This window comes from Pseudomonas sp. HMWF021, from assembly GCF_003061005.1.
GTDB lineage: Bacteria > Pseudomonadota > Gammaproteobacteria > Pseudomonadales > Pseudomonadaceae > Aquipseudomonas.
The window spans coordinates 1-13,640 of sequence record NZ_QAIK01000018.1 but is presented as its reverse complement, the minus strand read 5'-3'; the positions used below and the strand labels follow the sequence as shown (position 1 = coordinate 13,640).

Below are 13,640 nucleotides of genomic sequence, written 5' to 3'. Positions count from 1 at the left end.
CGGTGATTGCCCGCGAGGGCGGGGCGGTGATGTCGTCCGCCGGGCTGGCGGTGCTGGCCGAGCCGTTGCCACAGCAGGCCAGCGATACCTTGATCATCGCCGGTGGCTGGGGCATTTACCTGGCGGCGGAAGATGTGCCGCTGGTGGATTGGGTGCGCGAGCATGCGGCGAAATGCCGACGCGTGGCCTCGGTGTGCACTGGCGCTTTTCTATTGGCCGCCAGTGGCTGGCTCGACGGTCGCCGCGTGGTCACCCACTGGACCCGCTGCGAACAGCTGGCGCAACAGCATCCGAAGTTGCAGGTCGAAGCCAACCCGATCTTCATCAACGACGGCCCGGTCTGGACCTCGGCGGGCGTGACCGCCGGCATCGATCTGGCGTTGGCGATGGTCGAGGAAGACCTGGGCCGTGACATCGCGCTGGACGTCGCCCGGCATCTGGTGGTGTTCCTGAAACGACCGGGCGGGCAGTCGCAGTTCAGCGTGACCCTGGCCCTGCAAAATCAGGGCAATCGCTTTGATGAACTGCACGCCTGGATTGCCGAACACCTCACCTGCGACCTCGGCGTCCCGACCCTGGCCGAACAGGCCGGCATGAGCGAACGCAGTTTCATTCGTCACTACCGCGCCGACACCGGCCAGACCCCGGCCCGCGCCATCGAATTGATCCGCGTCGAGACGGCGCGGCGCCTGCTCAGTGACACCGGGCTGCCAGTGAAACGCATCGCCGCCAACTGCGGGTTTGGCAGTGAAGAGACGTTGCGTCGCAGTTTTCTGCGGGCGATTGGCGTCACGCCGCAGGCGTATCGGGAGCGGTTTTCGGTCGGTGACTCTCCAGAACAGGCCGTCGGAAACATCTATGAATAGCGCCATCCATTGTGGGTATGACGCTGATTTCCGGTGGGAATAGCGATCAGTATCTGAACATTAACCGGGATCTTTTAAATCGTCCGGCTTCGCTTTCGTGTTCTGCCCGATCAGGTTTTTGAGCTCCTGCATATCTTCAACAACGGCAATGCCCCACGCCGCCGTTTCTGCCTTGACGATATCATGGGCCGTGTCGACAAATTTTTGCAGAAACGCCTCGGCTTCTTTCCGTTGTTCCGGGGTCAGAGTGTTTTCAGGATGATTGGCGAGCCACATCGACCAGTGCACCTGGAAGTTGGTCAATAGGTGTTTCAATTCCAAACGTGCAATCACGTACCTGATATGACCCCGTGTATAACCGAAAGAGCGATCAACCAACATGGCCGCACCCGCAATGGCCAGAGCGGGATATCCCCAACCCACAAGGCCTTTGAAGTATTCATTGATCCCGCCTAATAGCGGCGCAAGCACCCCGATCGTGCCAAATCCGATCGCGATCCAGCGTGTTCTTTTTGCCCTTGAGCTATGTCTCGTACTCAGCGTTGAGTAGAAGTCAATATTGCTCTGCATCAATGTGCTGACTTCTTCAACAATGCGTATGAGGGACTGTTTGTCGTGTCGGTTTGAGTTAATCGATTTCAGCGCATCGAGAAAAACTTTGAATGACTCAGGTTTCGGTGGGGTTTTATCGAACACGGGCATATCGGTTCCTTTGCGTCCTTGTTGAAGTGTCTCTTGGTGTTACATCGAGCACTGGGAGGAAAATTATCCCCACAACGATTCATGTTTCTGCTGGAACTGCTCCAGGCCCAACAGGCGAATGCGCTCCAGCCATTGTTCTGCTTGCGTACGGGACACTTCGTGTGTCAGTGCAGCCTCTCTAAGAAGCGCGAATTCAGTACGTAGTGTGGTGGGCATGATGCCGGGGTCGTCTGTATTGATGCAGAACTTGATCGGCCCACGCCGCAAACCGAACAGATTATTTTTCGCGCCTTTGGCCAAGGTGTTTTCATCTGGCGGGTACCATCGAAAAACGGGATGCTCGCTGTGACATTTCAGGCGTGCGATGTAAACGTTGGAAGTGGGGTTGGCTTCAATGACCAGCCCCAGACGGTCATATCGGTCGAGCAGCCAGTCCTGAAGTGCGTGCATGAACACTGCTTCGGCGGTCGTTTCGGTAACAGTAATCAAATTCAAATCATGTTCTGTCCGAAAGTGGCTATCGGATTCATGATCTGTCTGTCGAATTCGAACCTTGCAAACTTCGTGTTTCTCACGCTCCTCAAGCGGGGACGCGAAATTGTTCAAACCTGACCGTCGGTTTGTGAGCCCCCGCCAGCGTTGTAGATAGAGTTGCGCTGCAAGCGTAGGGGCTGATGTTGCGCCCTGACCGAAGTCACGGCGGTCGGGGACGGCAATGTTGAGTTTCGCATCTTCGAAATGAGCAATGTCGTTGCAATTCACGTAGTGATAGCAGTTGCGCCGCATCCGCCAGGCATCGAGAAGCTGTTCGATCGTTGGCGGTTGGGACTCTTTCCGTAACCAGGAAAGATGCGGAATAAGTCTGCGTAACGTGCGCTCCAGTTTCGGAACAATCTGTGCGGCCAGGTCAAGGTGTGGACTCATCTCGCAGGCGTAATGCCAGGCCCAGACGAGATTGTCGACATGTTCATCAAGTGGCAGAACGGCTTCGCCATGTCGTTCCAGCCACATTTGGGGTTCTATGCCGATTGCTAGGGCGTGCCCGAGTCGGTCACCCGAACGCATTTCGCAGAATTCGACGGTTTCATCAATGTGGCGCATTCCTGACAGTGGATGTGCGTAGTCCTCGCCAGCGTGAATACTCAGGTGCAGTCCCGTTGCAGGAGCTGCCAGAAAAGGTTTGGACTGCAATCCCTGGCGCAACCACCTGATTGCAGGAGCAAAAACCTCGGTCTTGACCGCATTTTCATCACCTGCCACATCCAGGCCTCTTATCCAACGGGCCGGTTGTAAACGACCAGGCCACAGAGCCGACGTGTTGATCAGTTCTTCTCGTTCCCAGGACGCATTGCTGGAGAGTTTACTTTCCAGTTTGTTGGCTTCCAGCCAGACATTTGAGGGGTTATCCCGGCTGAGCTCATCGCGAATCAAGTGAATGCAGAAATGCCAGCGCTCGAACGCATTGCGCATGGCCAATTGTTTTGCCAGAGGTACTTGTCGCAGTTTCGGTGCGGACTCTAGGCCAATGGCCGTGCCCAAATTGCCCAGCCACTGAATGACCGCCTGGGGCGAAAACTGGTGATGGACAACCTTGATCTCCGCCACATCGCTCTCACCGTGAAAGATACGCCGCGCAGCATCGGTGTACTGTTGATTCCAGCCTAAATTGCGGCGAGCCTGATTGTTGTAGACATCTACAAAACGGGTGAGCCCCTGGCCGTCCATCAGCAGTTGTCGGCGCATGTGAGTCAGCGAATTGAGCAGATAAAACAAAGCCATGCGAAGCTCGCTCGTGCAGGCGGGATCCTGATAGCGGGTCCAGCACCAGATCACGAACCACAACCATGCCTTGCCGGTATCGCCCTTGACCAAGGCACGGGCAATTTTCTGCCGTTGCCAATGCGGATGCAGAACATCTGCAGGCTCCATCTGTTTTTCAGCCAGCCATTTCCAGTTGATACTGATGGGCGGTTCGATTTTCCAGCGGCTGCCGAGACTCTTGGTGCAGATTTCCCGAACCTGTTTTGAATCAAGTGGCTCAGTGCCAACTTCCATCAAAAGTCTTTGTGTCAGCCTTTGCAGGGAGGGAAGTACCTTGATGGCGGGTTCATTCGCCAGCTCTTTCAACGGCGCGGTCAAGCCCGACATCAACACCAGGCCGTCATAATGAACTCCGCCCAAGTGCACATGGTTTTCCGCAAACGCTTTGCCTGTCTGCGCACGTGGGCTGAAAAACGGCTGTTGAGCCTCCACGATCCGCGACAGGTCATTGCATCCAAGCCTCGGTTGTTGTCGCAGGCGCTTGGCAATCCGCCAACCGGCCAGCAATGCAGGGTCAAGGCGCGCCGCGCATCGCACATAAGCCTGCACGCGGTCATCGCGATACTGAATGACGTCGCCGTTTTCCAGAAACAGTTGATCGAATAGGCCGTCGAGCATGTCGAGCCTTCCTCCCTGTGACTCAAGGAAGATGTTGTGAGGCCACAGAGTTTCGAGTGCCAGATCCATGTCGTTGATACGAAACCGGCGGGGGTAATCCGCATCAAGATCGAGACGCAGATTACGCAGGCACGCTGCGTGAAACGAGTCGTGCCGGGTCGGATCACTCAGGTCAGGTGCTGCCAGGAGCTGCGAACGCAGGGTCTGCGCCAGGGAGGTACTGGAGAAGCATGTGGCGCTGGCGAGTTCGAAGAGTGATTGGTCGAGCATCAGGCCGGACCGGTTCCAGGATTTTCGGCTCTTGTTCGCTCCTGATACTGTTCATGCATATATTGAAGATGGCGTTGTGGTGTGCCGGAATCGACGCGTTTAATACCTTTTATGACCTTTAGGTATTCCGTTTTTACTGTTCCTTCGGTTTTTTCGTAGACGGTATTTAGGAAGCTGCGGATGGTATCTGTGTCAAGCAGTTTTATGGCGCCAATTTTTAAAGTGATGCCTTTTTCTTTGGCTGTCGAGTTGATTATTTTGTTAAGTTTTGTTGAGGTTGAAGGGTTTTTGTTTGCTGCTGTTTGTGCAGTTTTTATTGCATTTTTAAGGAGTGCGGCAATAGGGGTTTCTGCTGGGTCGCTCGATCTTACAATTCTTACTCTGCGTTCTTCTTCGGATTTTTTTGTGTTGGGGGTTTGTTGTTTTTTGTTGTTATTCAGCAAATCTCTAAACATTGTGCGGAGAGGATGTGACTCAAGCGAAAAAGTATATGAGCCGGTTTTGAAGTCGTGGTGCTGTCCTCTGTCATTGATCTTCTGCAGGAAGGGCAAGATATTTTGTCGATAATGGGGGTGCTGTTCGAAGTTGTTACTGGAGCTTGACATGTTGACGTAGGCGATAACCCGAGGCAGGCCAAAGACTTCACCTTTTTCAAAACTGCCGAACGCCGACCATACGGAGTTGAACATGCGCATGCCCGAGTCGATGATTTCGAACAGTGAAGGGTTGTTCGGCTTCTTGTTGGTAGAAAATATACTGATCTGGTTGAACGCTTTGTTGAGGATGTTATGAATCAGCCAGCTGTGCGGCACGAGAATATTATTTTTGCGGCGCCATTCGTTGATTTCATTGGCCAGGTTAGCTATAGCTTCGGCTGTTTCCTGGTCGCCTTTGAGTGCGTCTTCAGTACTGGTTTCTTCCCTGGGTTCATCTTCGGTAGCGTCGAAGGCTTCAGAGAGATTGATTGTATTGGTATGAGCCAGTGCCGGTATCGAGTGGAAAGGCGGGCGATTGAGGATCTCAGTGATTTCAAGCTCTGAAATATCCCGGACAAGACTGGCAATAATCAGTTCGAAAATCCGCCCGTGAAATACCAGATTTGCACGCTGGTTGGGAGAGAAGAAACTCCAGTGCACCAGCAATTGCCTTGCCAGTTCTGCCTTGCCTTGCAAGTTTTCAGGTACATAGGGGCTTAGCGACCAGCTGGAAGAGGGCCTGGCGTGAATTCGCTGGCCTTTTTCAGGTACGGGAAAGGGCAGGATGGTTGATTCCGGAATTCGCTCTATCCAAGCTTGGGGAACAATCGGGAAAAATATTTCGGACCAGATTTTATTTATGCCGGATATGCTTTCAAAGTATTCGTATTTTTTATTGTTTTGTTCCAATGGCTGGAACATGTCGTGAGCCAGTACGGAAGTTTTTTTACCGTCGTTGTTTTCGGCATTCCATTTTTCATTGGTGAAAGCTGTGAAGTAAACGGCTCCGCCTTTGCGATGGTATTGGAAATAGTCAGAAATGACTTTCTGCCATTGTTGGATATAAGGAGGGAAATCATTTTTTAGTTTTTCGGGAATGTTCGCCGTTCTGGCTCCCAATGCTCGATATGCTCGTTCTTTACCCGTCCGGCCGTCTCTTCGGTGCGGTTCATTGTCGAAGGTGGCAGCTTTTTTGATATCTTCCTCGAATTCCTGCACGGCCAAGGCAATATCCAACGGCATGAACAATACACGTCTGAGCATGGAAGGATGAGTTTGAGGCGAATAAATGCCCATGTCCGGGCCGAGGTGGTCCTTGAGCGTTGGGATCAGGTGTTTGCAACCATTGATGAATTGGGTCATTTCCCGAACAGTCTGCAACGGGTTTTCAAGTCGACTGTTTTCCTCGCCGTTGACACGCTCATTAAGTAGTGCGTCAAGCCAATGTTGGAGCATGGCGAGTGGGAAGATCTTTGAGCCTTTATCGGTCAAGATGATTTTCTGATTTTGCAGGTAGCTTGTCAGCGCCGGAAGTTTGATTCGTCTCGGCAGGGGCAATACTTTGCGCTGGTATTCTTCTGCAAGATCCTTGGCTCTGGTTTGAGCTTCTTTTTCAATAGCGGCTTTTTGGTGAGTGAGTCGCCCATGAAACTCGCGCCAGATGACCTCGTCATACAGGCTGAGGTCGCCACTGATCAGTGGTACTACAAACGGTGATGTCAAGTACTTGCGAACAACCTCTATGTTTTCAAATGCCAATTGCAGCGAGGTGTCAACGTCATCAATCGGCAAAACTACCAACTTTCTTCGGGTCAGCAGCAAAGTCTTTTTCAGCAGAAGGTGAACATTTTCTGCGAGAGACTGGTTGCCCATGAATGCTCGAAGTTTGTCCAGACCATATTGCTCTTTCTGTTTCTGGATACCTTCGAGTGCCGCTCCCAGCTTATGCAACTGCTCGTAAAACGCTTCTGCTTCCTTTTCATGGTTTTGCAGCGCACTACGAACAGTTTTATCCCTCATCAGCGCAGCCACGATCACGTTGAGCAGGAGGTCGTCACCGTTTTCCAGAAGTGTCGGATCCAACGGCTTGAGGATCAAAAGATCCTTGTCATCTTTGAGATAGGTAGTGAGGTTGACCAGAACCGAACTTTTCCCTGTGCCTCGACCACCGTCAATCAGGATCGCTTCATGGCTACGGTAGTCGTCAAGATCGTCGGACTGGCTGTCGAGAGAGGGTGTTTTGCCGAGGCTGTGGTGAAGATGCTCGACTATCTTTTTATAGACGTCCTGCGCCAGAAGATTTTTCGGGGTGGGCTGATGTGCCTGTTCGCCTTGGTCAATAGGCAGTTCAATTTCGATGCCAAGATTTTCACCCATGTAAACCAGTCCTTGTCATGCGCGTAGCACTCCCTTCGAATGAGGGGAGGCGATAGATATGTTTGATGTGGATCCAAGGAGAGTAGCTATATGCCACTACAATTGCCAGTCAAACTCTCTCGCAGCAATGATCGGGAGCGCCTGTTTTACAGAAGGTCTAGCAGCGCCTGGAGCATTTGCTCAGCTTCTTCTTTGGGAATGCTGTGTCCACCCCCCTCCCCGCCAGCACCCGCAGTTCGTAAACCCCGGTGAACTGGTGCGCATCTTCATCGTCTTCCGGCACCGGGCCAACGCCATCATCTGCACCCGGACAACGAAATTGTCAGAACGCTGATCGCCGGTTGTTTCTCCAGCGCCTGCTCCATCCATTCCAGCGCCGGATCGCCCGGTGCACACATGAAGCGATGGCGATAAGAATGAGTCACCACCTCAACGAAGTCCGGGTTGTCGAACGCCGGCGCACTCAACGGATAACGGTCGGCGTTCCGCGCGCAGGTTGGCGACAACAACTGCCACAGCAACTCGCACAGCGCCCGACGATTCTGTCAGCCCTGCAACGCCTTGGTGCGTGTGTAAGTAGTACTGACACTAGTAGCGATGCTCGGTCTGCGGATTCAGCGGCAGTATCGAATTCGGAATGTCCTGCAGGTTTTAGCCATCACCCGCCACCAATCCGCGCACGCGATCGGGAAACAGCGCCGCAATGATGCAGGCGGTCCGACCGCCCCAGTCGTAACGGCACAGCGTTGCTTGCTCGATCCCCAGCGCTTCCATCATCTCCAGCAAATCCTGGGCCAATGCCGCTTGCTGACGGGAACGCAGCGTGTCCGGGCGGTTGAAACGGGTCGGGCCGTAACCGCGCAGGTTGGGTACGATAACCCTCAGCCGCAAGGACCGGGGCAAATTCGTCGTAGGCGCGGGGAGAGTGGGGGAAGCAGTAGAGCAGGATGACCGGCGTGCCGTTTTCCGGGCCGTGATGCTCATAGCCGATGGTCAGGCTTAGGATTTGGCTGAATCGGATTTCGGCACGGCTCATGGAGCGTCTCCTTAAGCCTCGGCTTCCGCCACCTGATTGAAATACTTCGTACGATCCGGGGTGAACGTCACCCGCATCCTGGTCCGCGAACAGGTCAGCGAACGTTCTTCAGCCAGATCAATATCCAGATCCTCGCCACGCAAGCCTTGCCACTGCGCCAGGTACTTCAGCGAGCCGTATTTTTCGTTTTTCTTCAGGCTGCGGCTCACGCCGCCTTTCCAGCCGAGTACTGGCAATTCACCGGCGAGGCATTTTTGGGTGAGTTCGGGGAAACGGATGGCGCGCTGGCGGCCGATTTCCCAACACTTGATCAGGCCTTGGTCGGCGTCTTCCCACAGTTGGGCGCGGGTCAGGCCGGTGCGCAGGGGCGTGGCGATGGGGCGGTGGATGTGCTGGGTCATTCTGGTTCCTTGAATTCGGGTTTTATTGGACAGCTCCGCTGTGCCCGTTGCGGTGGATGGTAGGGGGGGATGTAACAGCTGGCAACAGGGTATTTCAGGGTGTAAGTGCAAGTTACGGGGGAGGGATTGGAGAGGATTTGTTTAAGCGAAACAGGCAATGAGTGACAAAAGTTGTGGCGAGGGGATTTATCCCCGATCGGCTGCGCAGCAGTCGCAAAGCCATGCAATTCGGTGCTGCTGAAGAAATGAGAAGGCTAAGACCGGGGCCGCTGTGCAGCCTGTCGGGGATAAATCCCCTCACCACAGGGGATCTGATTGTGTTTATTTTTGTGTAGGTGTTAGCCCGGCGAAGCCCAGGGATTCGGCATATTTCCTACACACACTGACGAAATTACGGCTGCCATTCACCCTTTTCTCCACTCAACCGTCGATCAAGAAAACTCGCCGCACTGATCAGCGCCAGATGCGTCAGCGCCTGCGGCGTGTTGCCCAGATGCCGGCCATGGCTGTCGAACTCTTCGGCGTACAGCCCCAACGGGTTTGCATAACGCAGCAGTTGTTCGAACTCCAGATGCGCCTTTTCCACCTGACCAGCCCGGGCCAGGCATTCGACGTACCAGAACGAGCAGGCGGCAAACGCACCCTCGGTGCCCGCCAGACCGTCAATGTTGCTGTCGTCGTTGCGGTAGCGGTAAACCATGCCGTCGCGTACCAGACTTTTTTCAATGGCTTGCAGGGTCGACAGCCAGCGCGGGTCCTTGGCGCTGACGAAACGCACCAGCGGCATCAGCAGCATCGAGCCGTCGAGCGCGGTGCCGCCCTTGTACTGGACGAAATGCCCGCGTTCCTCGTTCCAGAAGTTGTCCCAGATGTCGGCGTAGATCGCCTGGCGGGTCTGGTCCCACTGGGCGAACGGCGCCGGCAATGAGCGTTTCGAGGCCAGCCGAATCGCCCGGTCCAGCGCCACCCAGCACATCAATCGCGAATGCAGAAAGTGATGTTGCTCACCGCGCATTTCCCAAATGCCTACGTCGGTGGTCTGCCAGGTCTCACACACTTGATCGACCACTTCACGCACGTGTTTCCAGTCTTCGTGGGAAATCGCGTCGCCGTACTTGTTGACCAGATACACCGCGTCCATCAACTCGCCGAAGATGTCGAGCTGGATCTGGTCGTAAGCGCCATTGCCAATGCGCACTGGCTGCGCGCCGCCATGACCGGACAGGTGCGTGAGCTCGGTTTCCGGCAACTCCTGGCGACCATCGACGGCATAAAGGATGTTGAGTTTCATCGGTTGGCCGTGGCAATCGCTGACCCGCCCGCGCAGCCAGCCCATGTAGGCGTTGGCTTCATCGACAAAGCCCAGGCGCATGAACGCGTAGACCGTGAACGAGGCGTCGCGGATCCATGTGTAGCGATAGTCCCAGTTGCGCTCGCCGCCCGGGGTTTCCGGCAGGCCGAAGGTGGCGGCGGCGAGGATCGCGCCGTGCTTGCGCGAGGTCAGCAGTTTCAGGGCGAGGGCGGAGCGGTTGACCATTTCTCGCCAGCGCCCGCGGTAGTTGGACTGGCGGATCCAGTCGCGCCAGAACTTCAGTGTGCGCTCCATGCACATCTTGGCGGCGTCATCCTTGAAGCGTGGATCGTCGGCGCCGCCCAGGATGAATTCGGCTTGTTGATTCTGCTTCAAACAGAATGACGCGACGGCCGCATCGCCATCGATGTGCATCGCCTGATCTGCCACCAGCCGCATCGACGGCTGACTTTCGGCGCTGAAAACCACCGATTGATCGTCCATCTGCGCACGGGTTTTGGCGCGGGCGTAGTCATGTCTCACCGCGCAGCGCATATGGAAGGTGGCTTGCCCGCTGACCACCCGGACCCGGCGCACCAACAGCGGCAGGTCATCGACGCTGTCGCCGATCGGCAGCAGGTCGGTGATTTCCACCACCGCATGTTCGCTGAGCCAGCGGGTCTGCAAGACATTGGTATCCGGCAGATAGATCTGCTCGCGGCGGGCGTCGGGCAGGTCAGGTGCGAGCTGGAAAATCCCCGCGTCGGGCGTGTCCAGCAGCGAACAGAAAATTGACGGGCTGTCGAACTCCGGCCAGCAGAAAAAATCCACGCTGCCCTTGTCGTTGACCAGTGCCGCGCTACGCATGTCGCCGATGATGCCGTGGGCGTCGATCGGGCTTTGTCGTTCGGGTTGATGATCAGCCATTGCCACGAAACTCCGGATAAAGACTCATGCCGCCGTCGATGAACAGGGTGGTGCCGACAATGTAGTCGGCGGCGTCGGATGCGAGGAACACCACGGCGTTGGCGACATCCTCGACATCGCCGATACGTCCGTAAGGGATCAGCTCCAGCAGTTTTTCGCCGGCGGCGCCTTCGGTGGCTTCGGTGTTGATTGCCGTGCGAATCGCTCCCGGTGCAATACCGTTGATGCGAATGCGCTGGTGGCTGACCTCCTGGGCGAGGGTCTGCATCAACTGATCGACGCCACCCTTGGACGCCGCATAGTTGACGTGCCCGGCCCAGGGAATGCGCTGGTGCACCGAACTCATGTGAATGATCTTGCCGGCGGCGCGGGACACGCCTTCACGCACGCCCTGGCGATTGAAAATCCGCAATGCGGCGCGGGCGCAGAGAAACTGGCCGGTGAGGTTGACGCCAATCACCGTGTTCCAGTCTTCCAGGGTCATGTCCACCACAGCGGCGTCTTTTTGCAGGCCGGAATTGGCCACCAGAATGTCCAGCGAACCGAAGGCGTCCAGAGTTTCGGCGAACAACCGCTCGACCTCGTCCTCCTTGGACACATCGGCACCGATGGCCAGCGCCTGACCGCCATCGGCAATGATCTGCCGGGCCAGCGCTTCGGCGGGTTCCGCCTGACGGTTGTAATTGATGACGACGGCTGCACCGGCAGCGGCCAGGGCTTTGGCGGCGGCGTGACCGATGCCGGAGCTGGCGCCGGTGACAAGTGCTACCTGGCGGGCGAGGGAAATGTGCATGCGCGAAGTGCCGGGGTGGTGGGCCTATGTAGCTGACTGATTCAAGCGCACGAGAGTTCAGAGCAAAGAGCAAAAGATCGCAGCGTGCCGCAGCTCCTACATGGAATGCGATCACCTGTAGGAGCTGCGGCACGCTGCGATCTTTTGCTCTTCAAGGCCTTCACATTCCACCAACAATTCCCCGCTTCCACGCTCATCAGCCTTTGTGGCAACTTGGCCGCCCCTGATGAGGCAGTACCCATGGCAAACCCCTACCGCGAATTATTCACCGCCCCCGGCGCCCGGGCTTTTGTGCTGGCCGGGATGATCGCGCGCATGCCGATTTCCATGACCGGCATCGGCGTGATCACCATGCTTTCGCAACTCAAGGGCGGGTACGCGCTGGCGGGTGCGGTGGCGGCGACGTTTGCCCTGGCCACGGCGTTTTGTGCGCCGCAGGTGTCGCGACTGGTCGATCGCTTTGGTCAGGGCAGGGTGCTGCCGCTGTCAGCGTTGGTCGGTGGCGGGGCGTTGTTGATGTTGTTGCTGTGCACGCGTTTGCAGGCGCCGACCTGGACGCTGTTCATCTTTGCCGCGCTGGCCGGGTGCATGCCGAGCATGTCGGCGATGGTGCGCGCACGCTGGACCGAGATCTACCGCGGCCAGCCGCAATTGCAGACGGCCTATGCGCTGGAATCGGTGCTCGATGAAGTCTGTTTCATCGTCGGCCCGCCATTGTCGGTGGGGCTGTGCGTGGTGGCGTTTCCCGAGGCCGGGCCGTTGGCCGCGTTGCTGGCGCTGGCGATCGGGGTGACGGCATTTGTCGCCCAGCGCAGCACCGAACCGGCTGTGCATCCGCAGGAAACCCAGCATCAGGCTTCGATCATTCGTTCGACCGACGTGCAATGGCTGCTGGCGTTGATGCTCGCCATGGGCGTCATCGTCGGTGTGGTCGATGTGGTCAGCGTCGCGTTCGCTCAGCAGCAGGGGCAGCCGGCGGCGGCGAGCATCGTGTTGTCGGTGTATGCCATCGGTTCGTGTCTGGCCGGGATCGCCTTTGGTGCGATGCGCTCGACATTGCCGTTGCCGCGATTGTTCATGTATGGCGGCATGGCGACGGCCGTGACCACGTTGCCGCTGTTGCTGGCGAGCGATATTTTCGGGCTGTCGCTGGCGGTGTTTGTTGCCGGGCTGTTTTTCTCGCCGACGCTGATCGTTGCCATGGCGCTGGTTGAGCGCATCGTGCCGCCGGCCAAACTCACCGAAGGCCTGACCTGGCTGGTCACCGGCCTGAGCATCGGCGTGGCGATTGGCGCGGCAGGGTCCGGCGCACTGGTGGATGCGTTCGGTGCCCGGAGCGGATTCTGGCTGGCGATCGCGGCCGGCGCGGTGGTGCTGGGTTCGGCTGTGCAGAGTTTCCGCCATTTGAAGTGATCGGCATCCGGACTAATTCGCGCAACGCCTCATCCGTTCTCTTTTACAGATAACCCATTGAGGTAAACGCGGTGACAAAGCTGACACTGCTGTGCCTGCCCTATTCGGGCGCCAGCGCCATGGTCTACAGCCGCTGGCGGCGCCAAATGCCGTCATGGCTGCAATTGCAACCGGTGGAGTTGCCCGGGCGCGGTGCCCGTTTCGACGAACCCCTGCAAACTGACATGCGAGCGCTGGCCCGCCAGTTGGCCCGTGAGCAAAAACCCGACCTGCAAACACCTTACGCCCTGTTCGGCCACAGCCTCGGCGCGCTACTGGCGTGCGAGATGGCGCACGCCTTTCGCGAGCTCGGCGCGCCGGAACCGGTGGCGCTGTTCGCCTCCGGCACGGCCGCGCCGACCCTGCGCAGCGACTATGATCGCGGGTTTGCCGAAGCGCGCAGCGATCAGGAATTGATCGATCAACTGCGCACCTTTCAGGGCACCAGCGAAGAAGTGCTGGCCAACGAGGAACTCATGAGCCTGACGCTGCCGGTGCTGCGCGCCGACTTTATGATGTGCGGCCGCTTCACCCCGGCGCAGCGGCCCTTGCTCAACTGCCCGGTGCATGTGCTGGGCGGCAAGGAAGACCGCGCGACCACCGAGCAACTG

9 protein-coding genes and 1 pseudogene are annotated in these 13,640 nt (G+C 56.9%); 3 read left to right on the top strand and 7 right to left on the bottom strand.

What is annotated here, in order from left to right; all coding sequences use genetic code 11:
- Positions 1-866 (top strand): GlxA family transcriptional regulator (locus DBR18_RS01700; RefSeq protein ID WP_256588494.1); only part of this gene is annotated, 866 nt, incomplete at its 5' end.
- A gap of 60 nt (positions 867-926) precedes the next feature.
- Here DBR18_RS01700 and DBR18_RS01695 read toward each other — a convergent pair.
- The 7 genes and pseudogenes from DBR18_RS01695 to DBR18_RS01665 form a co-directional block, all read right to left on the bottom strand.
- Positions 927-1,568: an SLATT domain-containing protein gene (locus tag DBR18_RS01695; protein ID WP_108589026.1), complete on the bottom strand. Its 642-nt coding sequence runs from the start codon at positions 1,566-1,568 to the stop codon at positions 927-929.
- A 63-nt stretch (positions 1,569-1,631) separates the two neighbouring features.
- Complete coding sequence (gene rdrB / locus DBR18_RS01690; RefSeq protein WP_108589025.1) at positions 1,632-4,277, bottom strand: antiviral RADAR system adenosine deaminase RdrB; 2,646 nt, start codon at positions 4,275-4,277, stop codon at positions 1,632-1,634.
- On the bottom strand, positions 4,277-7,129 hold the full coding sequence (gene rdrA / locus DBR18_RS01685; protein ID WP_108589024.1) for an antiviral RADAR system adenosine triphosphatase RdrA: 2,853 nt from the start codon (positions 7,127-7,129) through the stop codon (positions 4,277-4,279). The genes rdrB and rdrA overlap by 1 nt, the downstream gene beginning before the upstream one ends.
- Positions 7,130-7,275: 146 nt before the next feature.
- A pseudogene (locus DBR18_RS01680) lies at positions 7,276-8,165 on the bottom strand (alpha/beta hydrolase).
- Between the two features lie 11 nt (positions 8,166-8,176).
- Positions 8,177-8,566, bottom strand: coding sequence for a hypothetical protein (locus DBR18_RS01675; RefSeq protein WP_108589023.1), 390 nt, complete (start codon positions 8,564-8,566; stop codon positions 8,177-8,179).
- A gap of 391 nt (positions 8,567-8,957) precedes the next feature.
- Positions 8,958-10,784, bottom strand: a complete 1,827-nt coding sequence (locus DBR18_RS01670; protein ID WP_108589022.1) for a glycoside hydrolase family 15 protein — start codon at positions 10,782-10,784, stop codon at positions 8,958-8,960.
- On the bottom strand, positions 10,777-11,577 hold the full coding sequence (locus tag DBR18_RS01665) for a glucose 1-dehydrogenase (RefSeq protein WP_108589021.1): 801 nt from the start codon (positions 11,575-11,577) through the stop codon (positions 10,777-10,779). The genes DBR18_RS01670 and DBR18_RS01665 overlap by 8 nt, the downstream gene beginning before the upstream one ends.
- Positions 11,578-11,817: 240 nt before the next feature.
- On the opposite strand from DBR18_RS01665, the gene DBR18_RS01660 reads away from it, so the two are divergent.
- A complete protein-coding gene (locus DBR18_RS01660; RefSeq protein ID WP_108589020.1) occupies positions 11,818-12,990 on the top strand; it encodes an MFS transporter in 1,173 nt (390 codons plus the stop codon).
- 71 nt (positions 12,991-13,061) lie between these two features.
- Positions 13,062-13,640, top strand: a 579-nt coding sequence (locus DBR18_RS01655) for a thioesterase II family protein (RefSeq protein ID WP_108589030.1), incomplete at its 3' end; no start/stop codon positions are given.

Excerpts from the sequence above, each read along its gene's own strand:
- DBR18_RS01670 (WP_108589022.1), bottom strand. The coding sequence starts at position 10,784 with ATGGCTGATCATCAACCCGAACGACAAAGCCCGATCGACGCCCACGGC.
- rdrB (WP_108589025.1), bottom strand. The coding sequence starts at position 4,277 with ATGCTCGACCAATCACTCTTCGAACTCGCCAGCGCCACATGCTTCTCC.
- DBR18_RS01695 (WP_108589026.1), bottom strand. The coding sequence starts at position 1,568 with ATGCCCGTGTTCGATAAAACCCCACCGAAACCTGAGTCATTCAAAGTT.
- DBR18_RS01660 (WP_108589020.1), top strand. The coding sequence starts at position 11,818 with ATGGCAAACCCCTACCGCGAATTATTCACCGCCCCCGGCGCCCGGGCT.
- DBR18_RS01675 (WP_108589023.1), bottom strand. The coding sequence starts at position 8,566 with ATGACCCAGCACATCCACCGCCCCATCGCCACGCCCCTGCGCACCGGC.
- DBR18_RS01665 (WP_108589021.1), bottom strand. The coding sequence starts at position 11,577 with ATGCACATTTCCCTCGCCCGCCAGGTAGCACTTGTCACCGGCGCCAGC.
- rdrA (WP_108589024.1), bottom strand. The coding sequence starts at position 7,129 with ATGGGTGAAAATCTTGGCATCGAAATTGAACTGCCTATTGACCAAGGC.